This window comes from Curtobacterium sp. HSID17257 (assembly GCF_003989515.1).
GTDB lineage: Bacteria > Actinomycetota > Actinomycetes > Actinomycetales > Microbacteriaceae > Curtobacterium.
Map to the genome: position 1 here is coordinate 1 of NZ_RBLU01000005.1, position 16,139 is coordinate 16,139.

General features: G+C 73.2%; 13 protein-coding genes. 5 read left to right on the forward strand and 8 right to left on the reverse strand.

Features of this window, described 5'->3' with window-relative positions:
* Nucleotides 1-190: 190 nt before the first annotated feature.
* Entirely contained in the window at nt 191-1,267 is a 1,077-nt protein-coding gene (locus D8M35_RS01750; protein WP_126890263.1) for an aromatic acid exporter family protein, read from the reverse strand.
* 80 nt (nt 1,268-1,347) lie between these two features.
* On the opposite strand from D8M35_RS01750, the gene D8M35_RS01755 reads away from it, so the two are divergent.
* Both D8M35_RS01755 and D8M35_RS01760 read left to right on the forward strand, forming a co-directional pair.
* Nucleotides 1,348-2,592, forward strand: a complete 1,245-nt coding sequence (locus D8M35_RS01755; protein WP_126890264.1) for a phosphotransferase enzyme family protein — start codon at nt 1,348-1,350, stop codon at nt 2,590-2,592.
* A 475-nt stretch (nt 2,593-3,067) separates the two neighbouring features.
* Nucleotides 3,068-5,194 (forward strand): DEAD/DEAH box helicase, encoded by a 2,127-nt coding sequence (locus D8M35_RS01760; protein ID WP_174234671.1) that lies wholly within the window; start codon nt 3,068-3,070, stop codon nt 5,192-5,194.
* 140 nt (nt 5,195-5,334) lie between these two features.
* On the opposite strand, the gene D8M35_RS01765 is transcribed toward D8M35_RS01760, so the two are convergent.
* A complete protein-coding gene (locus tag D8M35_RS01765) occupies nt 5,335-5,607 on the reverse strand; it encodes a mycoredoxin (RefSeq protein ID WP_126890265.1) in 273 nt (90 codons plus the stop codon).
* Nucleotides 5,608-5,668: 61 nt separating this feature from the next.
* Here D8M35_RS01765 and D8M35_RS01770 point away from each other — a divergent pair, with 61 nt between their 5' ends.
* The gene (locus D8M35_RS01770) at nt 5,669-7,201 is read left to right on the forward strand and encodes a CYTH domain-containing protein (protein WP_161972559.1); all 1,533 of its coding nucleotides are present in this window, start codon (nt 5,669-5,671) and stop codon (nt 7,199-7,201) included.
* A 73-nt stretch (nt 7,202-7,274) separates the two neighbouring features.
* Here D8M35_RS01770 and D8M35_RS01775 read toward each other — a convergent pair whose 3' ends face one another.
* On the reverse strand, nt 7,275-9,446 hold the full coding sequence (locus tag D8M35_RS01775; protein WP_126890267.1) for a S9 family peptidase: 2,172 nt from the start codon (nt 9,444-9,446) through the stop codon (nt 7,275-7,277).
* Nucleotides 9,443-10,675 (reverse strand): Fic family protein, encoded by a 1,233-nt coding sequence (locus tag D8M35_RS01780; protein WP_126890268.1) that lies wholly within the window; start codon nt 10,673-10,675, stop codon nt 9,443-9,445. Before D8M35_RS01780 ends, D8M35_RS01775 begins: the two co-directional genes overlap by 4 nt.
* A gap of 117 nt (nt 10,676-10,792) precedes the next feature.
* Here D8M35_RS01780 and D8M35_RS01785 point away from each other — a divergent pair, with 117 nt between their 5' ends.
* A complete protein-coding gene (locus D8M35_RS01785) occupies nt 10,793-11,992 on the forward strand; it encodes an amidohydrolase (protein WP_126890269.1) in 1,200 nt (399 codons plus the stop codon).
* A gap of 138 nt (nt 11,993-12,130) precedes the next feature.
* On the opposite strand, the gene D8M35_RS01790 is transcribed toward D8M35_RS01785, so the two are convergent.
* Both D8M35_RS01790 and D8M35_RS01795 read right to left on the reverse strand, forming a co-directional pair.
* The gene (locus D8M35_RS01790; RefSeq protein WP_126890270.1) at nt 12,131-13,021 is read right to left on the reverse strand and encodes an aminodeoxychorismate lyase; all 891 of its coding nucleotides are present in this window, start codon (nt 13,019-13,021) and stop codon (nt 12,131-12,133) included.
* 34 nt (nt 13,022-13,055) lie between these two features.
* On the reverse strand, nt 13,056-13,406 hold the full coding sequence (locus D8M35_RS01795) for a tryptophan synthase subunit alpha (RefSeq protein ID WP_126890271.1): 351 nt from the start codon (nt 13,404-13,406) through the stop codon (nt 13,056-13,058).
* A gap of 84 nt (nt 13,407-13,490) precedes the next feature.
* Here D8M35_RS01795 and D8M35_RS01800 point away from each other — a divergent pair, with 84 nt between their 5' ends.
* Complete coding sequence (locus D8M35_RS01800) at nt 13,491-13,997, forward strand: 8-oxo-dGTP diphosphatase (RefSeq protein WP_161972560.1); 507 nt, start codon at nt 13,491-13,493, stop codon at nt 13,995-13,997.
* 56 nt (nt 13,998-14,053) lie between these two features.
* Here the strand turns inward: D8M35_RS01800 and D8M35_RS01805 are convergent, their stop codons facing one another.
* Together D8M35_RS01805 and D8M35_RS01810 are read right to left on the reverse strand one after the other, a co-directional pair.
* Nucleotides 14,054-14,353: a hypothetical protein gene (locus D8M35_RS01805; protein WP_126890273.1), complete on the reverse strand. Its 300-nt coding sequence runs from the start codon at nt 14,351-14,353 to the stop codon at nt 14,054-14,056.
* A gap of 53 nt (nt 14,354-14,406) precedes the next feature.
* Nucleotides 14,407-15,831: an ABC transporter permease gene (locus D8M35_RS01810; protein WP_126890274.1), complete on the reverse strand. Its 1,425-nt coding sequence runs from the start codon at nt 15,829-15,831 to the stop codon at nt 14,407-14,409.
* Nucleotides 15,832-16,139 lie beyond the last annotated feature (308 nt).

The window sequence follows — 16,139 nt, forward strand, 5'->3', positions numbered from 1 at the left end:
TGCTGTGGGACCGGCTGGTGCTCACCGCCGTCGAGGCAGCCGGAGCCGTCGACGCTCTCGCTGCCGTCGACACGGACGCTGTCGCAACGGCGGCAGTGTCCGACCACGCAGCGCACCACGCCACGGCCTGACGGCGCCCCGTGCGTCGGCCTGACGGCGCCCCGCGCGCCGGCCTGGCCCGCGGCGGGCCTCAGTCGTCCTCGCCGAGCAGCTCCTCGCGCACGCGCCTGATGTCCTCGAGCAGGGCGCCGATCAGCACCCAGTGGCGCGAGTTCGGCCGGACGACCTCGAGCGGCGCCGTCAACGCGGGCTCCGTCGCCGTCGTGTCGTCCCCACCGGTGCCGGTGAAGCCGTCTCGCTCCGCGTGGTGCAGCCGCGTCGCCTCGACCCGTGCGCTGAGGGCCCGGACGTCCGCCCCGACGCGGGCGACCTCGGTCGCGATGCTCCCCACCACCGGGTCCGACCGGAGGTCCGGCGCGGTGTTGTCGCGGATCGCCCGGGTCATCCCGGTGACGCGCGTGACGAGCACGCGCAGGTGCTCGGCGATCGCCGTGTCGCGCTGCAGGATCGTCCGGTGCCGGCCGCCGCGCGGGTTCATCGTCAGCGACTCGCCCGCAGCGGTGAGCGAGGCCTCGGCCCGCGCGTGCTGCTGCCGGAGCGCCCGCGCCTGCCGCAGGGCCTCGTCCCACCGGGCGGCGTCCCAGCCCTCGGTGAGACCGATCGCGATCCGCTCGAACGCGGCGGCGGTGTCGCGCGCGAGTCGGGCGACCGCGAGGTGCGCCGGCTCGAGCAGGACCGGCGGGACGATCACGGCGTTCACCGCCAGCGCGACGACCGCACCGATGACGGTCTCGAGGATCCGGTCGGCCGAGTAGTTCGGCGTGACGACCCCGGCGGTGAGCACGAGCATGCCGCTGATGCCGACCTGGGTGGCGGAGGTCGGGGTCAACCGGAGCGCCCAGCTCAGCAGGATCGCGAGCACGATGACGACGAGCACGACCCAGACCGAGTCGCCGAGCAGCAGGTGGAACGCGGTCGCGAGCACGACACCGAGCACCACGCCGGCGCTGCGCTCGAGTCCCTTCACGAAGGACTGGTTGATGCTCGGCTGCACGACGAGCAGCGCGGCGATCGCGGCGAAGGTCGGGAACGGTCCGTCGATGAGGACACGGCACAGCAGCACCGCGGCGACCACCGCGACCGCGGTCTTCACGACCTGCAGGAACGGCGTTCGGCTGGAACTGCGGAGACGCGCGACCGGGTTCACGTCGACCACGGTAGCCACCAGCCGCACGCCGAGCCGTGCACGATGGCGACGAATCCGCCGTCGCACGGTTGACTGGTCCCGTGTGGCCCAACCACGAGCGCGTCATCCCGCAGGCCTTCGCCGGCTCCGGGACCTCCGTCGTGGCCGCACGCGCGCACTCGGTCGAGCCGTCGGGCAACGGGTACCTCTACGGCTACGAGGTCGACACCGTGGACCGGGCCGGGCAGCGCGCCACCGTCCTGACCTACGTCGACACCGGTGGCGCCCACGACCAGAACAGCGCCATCGTCACCGACCCCGCCACCGGTGAGCCCGTCTCGGTCTGGGCCTACCCGAACGACCCGGGGTTGCCGGTGCTGCCGCAGGTGACGTACCGCGACGCCGTCGCCGAGCTCCTCGCGGGCCTCGGCATGCCGGTGACCGATCCGGTGCTGTCGGTCGCCGCCTACCGCCCGGGCAAGCGTGCGGTGGTGCGCGTCGACGCTCCGGAGCGCGTGCTGTTCCTGAAGATCGTCCGCCCGCACCGAGTCGCGCCGATCGTCGAGACCCACGAACAGTTCGTCGCGGCCGGGCTGCCGGTCCCGCGGGTGCTGTCGAGCCGGGGCGACGGGCTGCTCGTGCTCGAGCGCATCCGCGGCGTGCCCGCGGGGAGCCGGATCACCGAGATCGCCGACGACCCGCGGTTCGTCGCGTCCCTCGCCGCCCTGACCGGCCGCATCGCGACGGTCCCGATGACGCAGCAGGCGCGAGCCGACGCGATGGACCACGCGGACTGGCACCGCCGGACGCTCGTCGCCGCACTGCCGCAGGACGCCGCCGAGGTCGACGAGCTCTACGACGCCATCGGTCGCCGGTCCATCGGCTGGGGCGCCGCCACGAAGCAGGTCGTGCACGGCGACCTGCACCTCGAGCAGGTCTTCGTCGACGAGGACGAGCCGTGGCGCATCTCCGGTCTGCTCGACATCGACACCGCCGGCTGGGGCTTCCCGGTCCGCGACGTCGGGGCGGTCGTCGCCCACCTGGTCGTCACCGGGCTGTGGCACCGGTCCCGCGGGGACGCGGAGCGCGGGGCCGCGGCCGAGCGGCTCGCCGACGCCGTCGCCCGCGACTGGGTCGCCCGGAACCCCGGGGAGGCCGACCGCATCGGTCCGGCGATCGGCGCGCAGCTCCTGGCCCACGCGGGCGGGCAGGCCACGACCGGGTCGGAGAACGGGATCCGGACGGCCCAGCAGCTGTTGGCGGCGACCCGCGCCGCGCTCGCCGAGGCGACGCCGACCGTGCCGTCGGACGGCGTGCTCCGTCCGCGTTCCGCACCGCAGGTCTGACCCGGCCGTCTGCCGGACGCGGCCGGGCAGGCGGCGGGGAGTCGCGCCTCCCGACCGACGTCGGTCCCGGCCACGTCGGGTCGGACGGGAGGCACGACGCGCGCGGGTCCCGTCGAGTCGCCTCCGTCGGGGGTGCGGGAGTAAACTGTGCGCAGCACGCACCGTGTCGTCGCGTGCCGCGTCGTTTCCGGACGCGGCTGTCGGTCACAGAACCGACGCGGGGACCGGATCCGTGGGCGTCCGACGGGCACCACGTGCGTGCGACGGCGCCGGCTCCCGGCGCGGATCGTCGTGTCGAGCACCCGCGGGGTGCCGGCCGCACGAGCCGCAGGAGTCCACCGGACGTCCCACGACGGGACCGGCGCACGAGCGGGCCAGGGTGGCCCGTGGACCGGGGTCGCACCAGACGCCGGTCGAGGACTTCCCGCCACGACGGCGGCTCGCCCGTGCGGAACGGGCGCAAGAAGGAGGAGCGTTGGCTCGATCAGGCACCCGGCGAGCAGCCGGCGGGACGCGGACCGCGTCGCGCCGCACCCGGCCGCTGGACAACGACGGTGTCATCCCGGTGCTCGCCCGCGCGGTGCGCGAGGTCGAGGCCGCGGCGCAGCGCGGACCGCTCAAGGCGTCCAACCGGTCGAAGTTCCAGGCGGTGGCCCTGCTGATGCGCGAGGAGCGTGCGCGGGTCAAGGCCGACCCGGAGCTCACCGACGCGCAGCGTGCCGAGCAGCTCAAGCGTCTCGACGGCGTCGCCACGATCCTGGCGAAGACCGCGGCGCGCGACACCAGCGTGATCCAGCTGCTGACCGAGGAGGCCTCGGTCAGCGAGGCGACGCGGACGGTCAAGCGCGACATGATGATCGCCGGCGGCATGGAGCTGCAGCCCGAGGAACTCGTCATCGCGGCGGAGCCCTCGCCCGTGGTCGAGTCGCCCGTACGCGCGGTCGTGCCGCAGGCGGTCGTGCAGCGGCAGCTCGCCAACCCGTTCCTGCCGCCGGACTTCGCCCTCGCCGACCAGCCCGTCGCGCACCCGCGTCGCCTGGCGAACTGGGAGCTGTTCGGTCCGCTGTTCAAGTCGTTCGAGTACGGCGCGGGCGGGGGAGCGGCGTCGATGCAGCTGCCCGAGCCGACGTCGCTGCACTCGCGCTCCGGCACCACGCTGATGAAGCACCAGGCGGAGCTCGTCGCCGCCGCGTCGCACGGACACCGGACCTTCCTGCTCGCCGACGAGCCCGGCCTCGGCAAGACCGCGCAGTCGCTGCTCGCCGCCGACGCCGCGAACGCCTTCCCGCTGCTGGTCGTCGTGCCGAACGTCGTGAAGACGAACTGGGCGCGCGAGGCCGAGCGCTGGGTGCCGAACCGCACCGCCACCGTCATCCACGGCGACGGCGACGACCTGGACGGCTTCGCCGACATCGTCATCGTGAACTACGAGATCCTCGACCGGCACGCCGGGTGGCTCGGGTCCTTCGGGTTCAAGGGCATGGTCGTCGACGAGGCGCACTTCATCAAGAACAAGGAGTCGCAGCGCTCCCGGTTCGTGCTGCAGCTCGCCGAGCAGATCCGTTCGCGGGTGTCGTCGCCGCTGTTCATGGCGTTGACCGGTACCCCGCTGATCAACTCGGTCGAGGACTTCCGCACGATCTGGGAGTTCCTCGGCTGGATCGACGACAAGAAGCCCCGCGCGACGCTCATGAACGAGCTCGAGGACATCGGGCTCACCCCGGCCGACCCCGGCTTCTTCGTCGAGGCGCGCAAGGCCGTCATCGACCAGGGCATCGTCCGACGCCGCAAGGTCGACGTCGCCGCCGACATCCCCGCCCGACGCATCGCCGACATCCCGGTCGAGCTCGACGGTGACGAGGGCCGCTCGATCCGCGACGCCGAGCGGGAGCTCACCGCGAAGCTCGTCCGCCGCTACCACCAGGCGCTCGACGCCCGCACCGGGCAGGACCCGGTCGTCGGCATCGACCACAAGCTCGTGCGCCAGGTCGCGCGGTGGGAGCTCGAGGACCAGGACGCGTCGTCGACCGGCGAGAACGTGTTCTCGATGGTGCGGCGCATCGGTCGCGCCAAGGCGCAGCTCGCGGCGGACTACGCGGCGCAGCTCGCGTCGAACGTCGGCAAGGTCGTGTTCTTCGCCAAGCACCTCGACGTGATGGACCAGGCGGAGGAGGTCTTCGCCCGTCGGCACCTGAAGACCGCGACGGTCCGCGGCGACCAGACGCCCGCGCAGCGCACGGCCGAGATCGACGCGTTCGTGAACGACCCCGACGTGGCCGTGATCGTCTGCTCGCTCACCGCCGCCGGCGTCGGCCTGAACCTGCAGGTGGCGTCGAACGTCGTGCTCGCCGAGCTGTCGTGGACGTCGGCCGAGCAGACCCAGGCGATCGACCGGGTGCACCGCATCGGGCAGGAAGAGCCCGTCACCGCGTGGCGCATCATCGCGGCGCAGACGATCGACACCAAGATCGCCGAGCTCATCGACTCGAAGGCGTCCCTGGCCGCCCGCGCGCTCGACGGCTCCGACGAGGAGATCGCCGACTCGGGCGACATCCAGCTCGACGCGATGGTGGCGCTGCTGACGGAGGCGCTCGGGGGCTGAGTGCTCGGGGGCGCTCGTGCTCGTGCGGGGCGCCATGTCGCGCGCTGGCGCGAGGTGCTCCCGCACAACACGAAGCGGCTCGAACCACGGAATCCCGTGGTTCGAGCCGCTTCTGGTTGTGCTGCGTGCCGCGTGCCGCGTCAGATGCGCGACTGCACCTCGGCCAGGGACGGGTTCGTCGCCGTGCTGCCGTCCGGGAAGACCAGCGTCGGCACGGTCTGGTTGCCGCCGTTGACCTCGGCGACGAGCTCGGCCGTGCCCGGGGTGTGCTCGATGTCGACCTCGCGGAAGGGCACACCAGCCTTGGTCATCTGGTTCTTCAGCCGGGCGCAGTAGCCGCACCAGGTCGTCGTGAACATCGTGACGCCGCCGGCCTCGGGCACGAACGCGTCGCGGGTGACTGTCTCGCTCATGACGCCCAGGCTAACCCCGCCGGTTCGGGGAACCCCGGTGACCCCTGGTAGACAAGAGCGCGTGACGGACACCCACCTCGAGATCGAGCGTACGTACGACATGCCCGAGGGCGACGCCCTGCCGGACCTCGTCGGCGTCGGCAGCATCGCCCGGACGGAGCACCAGGAGCAGTTCGAGCTCGACGCCACCTACTGGGACACCGAGCGGTACGACCTCGTCGCGTCGCGCGTGACCGTCCGACGGCGCACGGGCGGCCCGGACGCCGGCTGGCACATCAAGCGCGCCGCGTCGGACACCGTCCGGCACGAGCAGCACTTCCCCCTGACCGAGGACGCCGACACTGTGCCCGACGAGGTCCTCGCCGCACTCTTCACCGAGCGCCGTGGTCGCGGCCTGCGTCCCGTCGTCCGCATCACCACCATCCGGGTGGTCACCCGGCTGCTCGACGAGGACGACGACCAGGTCGCCGAACTCGCCGACGACCGCGTGGTCGCCCGGCGCCTGGACGACCAGGCACCCGCGACCCCGAACACCTGGCGCGAGGTCGAGGTCGAGGTGGTCGAGGGCGTCGACGAGCAGGTGGCGCACGAGCTGTTCGCATCGCTCGACGGGCGCTTCGCCGACATCGGCGCGCACCCCGCGGCGGTCACCTCGAAGCTCGCGCGGGGCCTCGAGGGTGCCCCCGCTGCGCGGCTCCGGACGGCGGAGAAGCCCGAGAAGCACACCGCCGCACGGGCGCTCACCAAGCGCCTGCGCAAGCTGCGTGGGGCCCTGCTCACCCTGGAGGCACAGCTCCGGTCCGGCGCGGACGCCGACCTCCGCGAGACGGCCCGGACAGCCCTGGACATCGCCGCCGTGCTCGGCTCGTACCGCCCGGCCTTCCCCGCCACCTCGGCTGCCGACCGCGCCGCCGAGGCCGCTGACTCCCTGGCCGCCGTGACGGCACGAGCCGCGCTGGCCGACTACCTCGTGGAGCGCCTCCCGTACGCGTCCACACCGGCGCAGGACCTGCTCGTGGACGCGATGACCCGGGAGCGGGTGCTCGCCGCCACCCGTGAGCGCCGCGCCGTCGCGGTCGGCGAGGTCACGGCGTTCCTCCACTCGGAGCCGTACCTCGAACTCCTCGACGCCCTCGACGACGCGGTCGAGCGGCCGGCCCCGACCCAGTGGGCGCTGCGGTCGCCGAAGCACGTCGCGCAGGACGTCTCGGCGATCGAGAAGCCCCGTGTCCGCGAACTCGTCCGGAACGCCGTCGGGGACGACGACGAGAGCGTCGGGCTCGTCGACCGCGAGGCCGCCGAGCGTGCCGCGACGGAAGAGGCCTGGCGGGCCGCGACGCGCGCCCGGGCGGCGATGGACGTCCTCGGTGACGACGCCTTCCCGCACGCGCTGTGGAAGCGGATCGGGGACGCCGCGGACGTGCTCACCGAGCGGGTGCGCTCGCTCCACGCCCTCGACGTGCTCCGCGTGCACTCCGGCATCGCCGAGCGTGGCGGCGAGGGCACGTTCGGCTACGGCGTGCTCGCGGGGGACCGTGTGCGGCTCGCGGAGGACTCCTACGACCAGGCGGTGCACGCGCTCAACCGCGTCTGAGCCCGGCGCGCGGGTAGCGCGCAGCGGGCTGCCGGTAGCGCGCCGACGGCGCGCTACCGGCAGTCGGCCCCGCTCAGCCGGCGGCGATCGGCTCCGCGGAGGCCGCCGCAGCGTTCACGTCGGCCAGGCCGAGCACGTCGAGCAGCCAGGCGAGCTCGAACGCCCGCTCACGCCAGGAGTCGTACCGGCCGCTCACCCCGCCGTGCCCCGCGGCCATCTCGGTCTTCAGCAGCACCGGAGCACCGACTTCGCGGAGCTTCGCGGTCCACTTCGCCGGCTCCACGTAGAGCACACGCGTGTCGTTGATCGACGTCACGGCGAGGATCTGCGGGTACTGCACGTCCTCGCGCACGTTCTCGTACGGCGAGTACTCGCTCATGTACCGGTAGACCTCGGCATCGTGCAGCGGGTCGCCCCACTCGTCCCACTCGATCACGGTGAGCGGCAGGTCCGGGTCGAGGATGCTGGTCAGCGCGTCGACGAACGGCACGGCGGCCAGGATGCCCGCGAAGCGCTCGGGCGCCAGGTTCGCGACGGCACCCATCAGCAGACCACCGGCGCTGCCGCCCTCGGCCACGAGACGGTCGGCGCTCGTCCGGCCGCTCTCGATGAGGTGCTCCGCGACCGCGACGAAGTCGGTGAAGGTGTTCTTCTTCGTCAGTGTCTTGCCGTCCTCGTACCAGTGCCGACCCATCTCGCCGCCACCCCGCACGTGGGCGACCGCGAAGACGACCCCACGGTCGAGCATCGACAGGCGCATGACGCTGAAGCCCGGGTCGATCGAGTGCTCGTACGAGCCGTACCCGTACAGGTGCAGCGGCGCCGGGGTGTCGGCATCGACCGCGTCGCGGCGCCAGACGAGCGAGATCGGTACCTTCGTGCCGTCCGGGGCGGTCGCCCAGTCACGCTCCTGCACGTAGTCGGCCGGGTCGTAGCCGCCGAGGACGGGCTGTCGCTTGAGCACTGTGACCTCGCCGGTCGCCAGGTCGAGGTCGCTGACCTCGGACGGGGTCACGAAGGACGTGTAGCCGATGCGCAGGGTCGGTTGCTCCCACTCCGGGTTGCCGCCGAGCCCCGCCGAGAACAGCGCTTCGTCGAAGGGGACCTCGTGCGCGTCGCCGTACCCGTCGCCCTCGATCGGGATGACCGCGACGCGGGGGAGCGCCTCGGCCCGGTACTCGAGCGCCAGGTGACCGGCGAAGGCGTCCACGGACTCGATTCGGCGCTCGGAGTGGTGCGCGACGACGACACGACGGTCGTGCTCCGAGGTCGGGTCGTCCGCGGGGACGTCGACGAGCTCGAAGTTCTCGGCACCGTCGTTGTGCAGTACCAGGAAGCGGTCGCTCCCACCGACGATGGCGTGCTCGATCTCGTACTCGACGCCGTCACGCCGCGGCCAGACGACCCGGAACTCGCCGGTCGGGTCGGCCGCGTCGAGCACCAGCGCCTCGGACGTGATCTTCGACCCGAGCTCGATGACGATGTACTGCGACGAGCGGGTGACGCCGACGCCGACCCAGTAGCGGTCGTCGGGCTCCTCGAACACCACGACGTCGTCGCCGGTGGCGCTGCCGACCGCGTGCCGCCAGATGCGGTCCGGACGCCAGGACTCGTCGACCGTCGGGTAGAACACGTACTGCCCGGACGGGTCGAAGGTGGCGCCCGATCCGGTGTCCGGGATCTCGTCGCCGAGGTCGGTGCCCGTCGTGAGGTCGCGCACGTGCAGCGTGTAGCGCTCGTCGCCCTCGACGTCCACGCCGTAGAGCAGGCGGGTGCCGTCGTCGCTGATGTCGTAGCTGCCGAGCGAGAAGAAGTCGTGCCCCTCGGCCAGGGCGTTGCCGTCGAGGACGACCTGCTCACCGGGCAGGGCCGCAGCGCCCTCGTCGACCCTGGGCGGCGTCCAGTCGTCCGGGCCGCTGATCGGCGCGCGGCACTGCACGCCGTACTGGCTGCCCTCGGCCGTGCGCGTGAAGTACCACCAGTCGCCCATGCGCACCGGCACGGAGAGGTCGGTCTCCTGCACGCGGTTCTTCACCTCGGCGAAGATGCGGTCGCGGAGGCTCGCGAGGTGCGCCGTCCGTGCCTCGGTCCACGCGTTCTCGGCCTCGAGGTGGGCGAGGGTCTCCGGTGACTCCTTGTCCCGCAGCCACTCGTAGTCGTCGACGAAGTCGATGCCGTGGTGGGTCCGCGTGACGGGCCGCTTGGCGGCGGTCGGCGGGGTGGCCTGGGCGTGCTCGCTGCTCACCACGCCACCCTATGCGCCCGGGCCTCGACACCTGCTCGCACGCGCTCGGTGAACGCGTCGAGCTCGGCCACCACCGCCGGCGCGATCCACGCTCGGCGCCGACGACGGTCGGTCACCGGTCGCAGGACCCCGGCCCGGCAGAGGTCGGCGACCGTGGTCTCGAGCAGCGGCTCGACCGGCCCCCTGGCGACGCCCTGCGCGACCGAGCGGCGGAGGAGGTCCTCGGCGTGGTCCTCGGTCAGGACGGCGTCCTGCTCGAGTGCCCGCCCGAGCACCGCGTGCGGGCCGGAGGCGCAGGTCGTCGCCGCGCGGTCCTGCGCCACCTCGTCGAGCAGCAGACCCGTCACGAGCGCCTCGTCCGAACCGGTGCCCACGGCGATCGCCACCTCGCGGACCCACTCGTCGACGTGCCCGTCGCGGTACTGCGTCAGGTGACGGAAGTACCTGCCGCGCTCGGCGACCAGGACGGACGAGACCGGTGGGCTCGCCCGTCGCGTCGCTCCCCGACGGCGCAGCACCGCGGCGACGAGCGCGCGGCCCGTCCGACCGTTGCCGTCGGTGAACGGGTGGACCGACTCGAACTGCGCGTGTGCGATCGCCGCCTGGGCCACCGGGTGCAGGTCGTCCCGCTCGAGGAACGCGAAGAGATCGCCCATGAGCGCGGGGACGAGGTCGGGCGGCGGCGGGACGTGGTCGGCGTCACGCGGTATGCGTCCGCCGCCGATCCAGTTCTGCACGGTGCGGTAGCGGCCGGCGTGCGGACCGTCCACGGGGTCACCGCGCAGCAGCCCGCGGTGCGCGTCGAGGAGCGCGCCCTCGTCGAGGTGGCCGGCCCCGGCTGCCCGGACCAGGCGCTCGAGGGCGTCCCCGGCCTGCACCATCGCCGAGGCGCTCGTGTTCGCCCGCACACCCACCATGGCCCGTGCGACGTCCTCGGCCGTGGCGTCCTCGTGCTCGATGCGCGAGGTCGCGGCCGCCTCGGTACGGGTGAGCAGCCGGTGCAGGGGATCGGGACCACCGTCGTCGTCGAGGGCTCGGAGCGCATCGAGGCTCCGGTCGAGCAGCGCCGCGGTCGCGTCGTCGGGCTCCCAGCAGGCGTCGGCGATGCGCGGTGGGACGGAGGCCGTGACGGTCGAGGTCGTCCGGACGTCGCGGTCGCCGCGGAGGGCGCTGCGCCACGGGCGGACGACGGTGCCGTGCGCGGGCCAGGTCGGTCGGGGTCGGGACACGGCGCCTCCTGGGGACTCGTCGATCGTGGGTGACGAGACGGTAGGACAGCCCAGCGCGCCGACACCAGGAATCCGGATTTCGCGGGTGACGACGGTGGGCCGCCGTACCGTGGTGGCATGCGCAACTCCTTCGTCGTCACCGGGGCCCACGTCGTCCCCGTCACCGCCCCGCCCTTCGACGGGGGTGCCGTCGTCGTCGAGGACGGCCGCATCACCGCGGTCGGCCCCGACGTCGCGCCTCCGCCCGGCCTGCCCGTGGTCGACGCCGCCGGCGCCTGGCTCGTCCCCGGCTTCGTCGAGTCGCACGGCCACGTCGGCATCCACGAGGAGGCGAACGGCTGGGCCGGCAACGACACCAACGAGATGACCGACCCGAACCAGGCCGCGGTCCGGGCGATCGACGCGGTCGACATCGACGACGAGGGGTTCCGCGACGCGCTGTCCGGCGGCATCACGAGCATCGTCGTGAAGCCCGGGTCGGGCAACCCGATCGGCGGGCAGACCGTCGCGATCAAGACCTGGGGCGGACGGACGATCGACGAGCAGCTCGTCTCCGACGCCGTGAGCGTGAAGAGCGCGCTCGGCGAGAACCCGAAGCGGGTGTACGGCGACAAGGGGAAGACGCCGTCGACGCGGCTCGGCGTCGCCAAGGTCATCCGCGAGGCCTTCGTCGCCGCCCAGGACTACCGCACCGCGCGGGACGCAGCCGCGGCGAAGGGGGAGCCCTTCACCCGCGACCTGACGAAGGAGACGCTCGTCCGGGTGCTCGACGGCGAGCTCGCCTGGGACCAGCACGTGCACCGGCACGACGACCTCGCGACCGCACTCCGCCTGGCGGACGAGTTCGGCTACCGGCTGGTCGTGAACCACGGCACCGAGGCCCACAAGATCGCGGGCCTGCTCGCCGAGCGCGACGTCCCGGTCATCTACGGCCCGTTGTTCACGAGTCGCTCGAAGGTCGAGCTCCGCGACCGCGGCATCCCGAACGTCGTGGCGCTCGCCGCCGCCGGCGTCCGGGTGGCGATCACGACGGACGCGCCGGTCGTACCGATCGCGATGCTGGTCGACCAGGCCACCGCGGCCGTGAAGGAGGGCCTGCCCTGGCAGACCGCGCTCGAGGCCCTCACGACGAACCCCGCGGACTTCCTCGGATTCGGCGACCGAGTCGGCCGCATCGCGTCGGGCTTCGACGCCGACCTGGTCCTGTGGGACGGCGACCCGCTCGCCGCGACCAGCCGCGCGACGCGCGTCTGGATCGAGGGCGCGTCCGTCTACGAGTGGGCCGACGGGACGGGCGTCACCACGCCGCGCTGGTGACCCGGTGACGGACTGGAGGCCCGTGGCGGCCCCGCCACGGTCCTCCCGTCCGCAAGACGCAACCTCGGCGGTTGCTCGCAACGCCGTACCGCTGCGAGCAACCGCCGACGTTGCGTCCCGCGGAGGGGGCGCCGAGCGTCAGGCGTCGCGGGACAGCAGGAAGTCGTTGATGCGCTCGGTCATCGGCAGGTCCATCGACCGCGCGACGCCGTTCACCGACCGGATCGGTGCCGCCTGGCGCACACTCGACAGCAGCCAGAGGGCGTCGGCGCCCTCGAGGTCGGCCAGGGTGAGCAGCTCGTACGACGTCGCGATGCCCTCGCCCTCGGCGAAGCGGAAGACGTCGGCCTGCGTCGTCCCGGCCAGGATCCCGATGTCGGTCCGCGGCGTCACGAACCGCCCGTCGACCGACACCAGGAGGTTCGCGCGGGTGCCCTCGAGCACGTAGCCGTCGGTCGACACGAAGAGCGCGTCGTCGGCGCCGCGACGCTCGGCCTCGCGGAGCGCCGCCATGTTCACCGCGTAGGACAGCGTCTTCGCGCCCTGCAGCAGCCACGGCGAGGTCCGCTCGACGTCGTGCCGGTAGCCGCGGTCGAGCGTCACGACGGCGATGCCCTCGGTGCGTGCGGCGGACTGGTCGCCGGACGGCGCCGCGTAGACCCAGCCGGTCGGACGGCCCGAGCCCTCGACGCCGCGCGTCATCACGGTCTTCGCGAACGCCTCGCGCACCGGGTCGAGCCGGGCGCACGCCGCCTCGATCGCCTGTCGCCACGCGTCGAGGTGCGGCGCCGGGAGGTCGAGCATCGCGGCGGACCGGACGAACCGAGCCAGGTGCGGTTCGAGTGCCTGCGGCCGACCGTCCACCACGGTGATGGTCTCGAACACCCCGTCGCCGCGGATCGCACCGAGGTCCTGCACCTGCAGGTGCTCCTCGAGCGGCTTCGCCCACGTGTACGCGTCGGCCTCGGGGTCGTGCGGGGCGGCGTCGCGCGAGGGCTGGTTGAGGACGGCGAGGACGGTGTCGGTCATGGCACCATCCAACCGCAGCGCCGGGCCGGGGGCGTCAGTCGCGGCCGGGGAGCGCGCCCATGAGCTTCCACACGGCGGGCGTCAGCTCGGGGTGCTGCAGGGCGATGCGGCGGAGCCGGTGGTACTCCTCACCGAGTTCGGTGCCCTGCCCGGAGGCCGGGTGACCCGCCCAGTGCGCGCTGCGCTGCCCGATCGCCGCGTCGAGCTCGACCGCGTCCGCCCGGAGGATGAGCACGACCTGCTCGTCGACGGTCGGGAGCGTGGGCATGAACTCCCACGGGTCCTCGCCCGCGCGGCTGCGGTGCTCGACGATCATCGAGATCTCCTCGGCGGCCTCGGCGCGCAGCACTTCGAGGCTGCGCCCGGTCCTGCGGGGCTCAGCCATGGTGCCCCCGCAGCCCGCCTGCCATGCCAGCGATCGTACGCCAGCACGGAGCGTCCACCGGACACGTCCGCCAGACTGGGGACCGTGACCGAACGCGACGAGACGAAGTCCCAGCACGCCCCGGTCGTGGTCGTCTACCTGCTCCGTGACGGCGCCGACGGCCCAGAGGTGCTGCTCGGCGAGAAGCGCCGCGGGCTCGGTTCGGGACGGCTGGTCGGGCCGGGCGGCAAGCGGGAGCCGGGGGAGCCGCCGGTGGCGGCAGCGGTCCGCGAGGTGGCGGAGGAGGTCGGCCTGCGCCTCGAGACGGCCGACCTGGAGGCGCGTGGCACGTTGGACTACCGGTTCCCGTTCCGTCCGTCCTGGTCCCAGGTCTCGGACGTCTACGTGTGCCGCCGCTGGCAGGGAGAGCCCTCGGGCAGCGACGAGCTGGAGCCGCGGTGGGTCCCGGTCGACGCGGTGCCGTACGACGCGATGTGGGACGACGCGCGCTACTGGTTGCCGGGGGTGCTGGCCGGCGGGAGCGTCCGGGCGCGCTTCACCTTCGCGGAGGACAACGCGACCGTCTCGGGCTTCAGCGGCGCAGGCGTCTGACGGGCGGCGCGGCCCACTGACAGGCGGCGCGGCCCACTCGCGGGCTGCGCGGGGGTCTAGCGGGCGCCGGCGCGGCCCTGCTGCACGCGGGTGCTGCCGGTGCGCGCCTCCTCGGCGGCTGCCATGACGTCGGCGTCCCCGCTGCGGCCGCCGAGCGGGCGGACGAAGAAGTCGACGATCCCGGCCGCGATCGCCCCGAGGACGGCGAACATCGCCCAGCCGACGAACAGTCCGGCGGTGTTCCGGCCGTCGGCGGGCGCGAGGAACACGCTCGCCGCGTAGAGCACGGCCGCGATCACGAGGAACGCGACGACGGCGGTGACGAGGACGCGGTGCCAGGCGGTGCGCGGGTGCATGCCGATCAGGATACGCGCGGTCCGGGGAACGACCGAGCGGGGGACGGAGTCGCTCAGCGCTCGGCGTGCCGTCCGTGCTGGCGCTCCTCGGGCGCGGCGGTCCGCGTCGTGCGGGATCCTGCCGGGGCCGGGCGGCGACCGGACGCGTCCACGCGGGGGACGGGACGGGTCCGTGGGCCGCTGGACGAGCCTCCCGGCCGACCGGGGCCGGACCGGTCCGCCTGCCGCACCACGGGGATGCGTCCGGTCGGGGTGGTCTCCTGCTCGAGCCCGTCCCGGCCGCCGGTGAAGACGTCGCCGGAGGCGCGGTCGTCCTCCCAGTCGTCGTCGCGCAGGACGCTCAGCGTGCCGGTCTCGGTCGAGGTCAGGCCGTGGCGTTCGAGCTCGGCGTCCCGCTGCTTCCCGAGGAACTCGCGGTTCGCGGTCTGCGCGTCCTGGAACATCGTCGTGCGGTCGTTCACGATCGCGGAGATCCGGCGGCGTTCCCACCACTGCTTGCCGATGAACATCAGCACGAGCCCGGCGGCGGCGTAGCAGGCCATGGTGACCAGCCCGCGGCCGAACCCGGGGCCGACGCCGTAGATCTCGTGCTTGATCATGTCGACCATGCTCGAACCGACCACGACGTGGTTGAGCCACGCGAACGGTTCCGGCATGAACCACTTCGGGTACGCGCCGCCGGAGGACGGCATCGAGAGGAAGACGAAGCAGATCATCGCGGGTGCGGCGATGAAGCGGCCGACGAAGTAGCTCAGGCCGTTCACGGCGAGGCCGATCGCGACGATCCAGCCCCAGGCGATCAGGACGAGTTCGATCCAGTGCCCGTGGATCGCCCCGACGACGGGTCCGGCGAGCGTGTTCGTGATGAGCGAGATCACGAGGCCGCCGACGACGATCACGGTCATCCGAGTGCGGTGCCGCAGCGGGCCGCCCATGATGCCGATGAACATCGCGACCATGTAGCCGCCGATGCACCAGGCGAGCATGACGTACATCGCGACCGTGCCGTACTCGTCGTACGCGGGCAGCGGCGCGAGCTCGGTGACGGTCGGGGCGGCGACGCCGATGCCGGTGAGCACGGAGGTCAGCGTCGCCGGGACGAGCGAGGCGACCTGGAACTGGTGGGCGCTGGCCTTGAAGACCTCGTTGGCGGACGGGTCGTAGGCGACGGCCATCGTGCCGGCGAGGACGTCCTGCTTCGCCCGGGCGAGCGAGTCGTAGACGTGGAAGACGTACTCGCCGGGCAGGGCCTTGTCGACGGCGGCGACGAGCGTCGGGTCGCTGCCGACCAGCGCCACGGGGACGTCGTGCGGGTGCGGGGCGTGGAAGGCGAAGACGTAGCAGAGGCAGAAGCCGACGATGAAGAACAGCGGCATCCACAGCTGCAGCCCGATGAGCTGCAGCGAGGGGTGGAGCGTGCCGTACCAGCGGCGGTAGCGACTGATCTTCTGCGGCTCGGGCACCGGCGCCTGACGCACGCGTGCCGCGCGGTGACCGCTGCCGCGACTACCGGCGACCGGTGCGCCGCGGCGGGGCTTCGAGCCGCCGCGGGTCGAGGGGCGGGTCTGCCGGGGCTTCGGCGCGGACGACCGCGGCACTCCGTCGCGATCGGGGAGGTCGCTGTTCCTGGGGACGTCGTTCCGCGGCTCGCTCACTCGGCGCTCTGCTCCTTCTGCTGGTCGGAGCATCACGGTACGCCGAGGGCGCTCACCGCGCGCCGAGAGCTGTCGGTTCCGGACCGGCTGCGGCCGTAGCTGCGCCGGACCGGCGGCGCTGGACCGGCAAC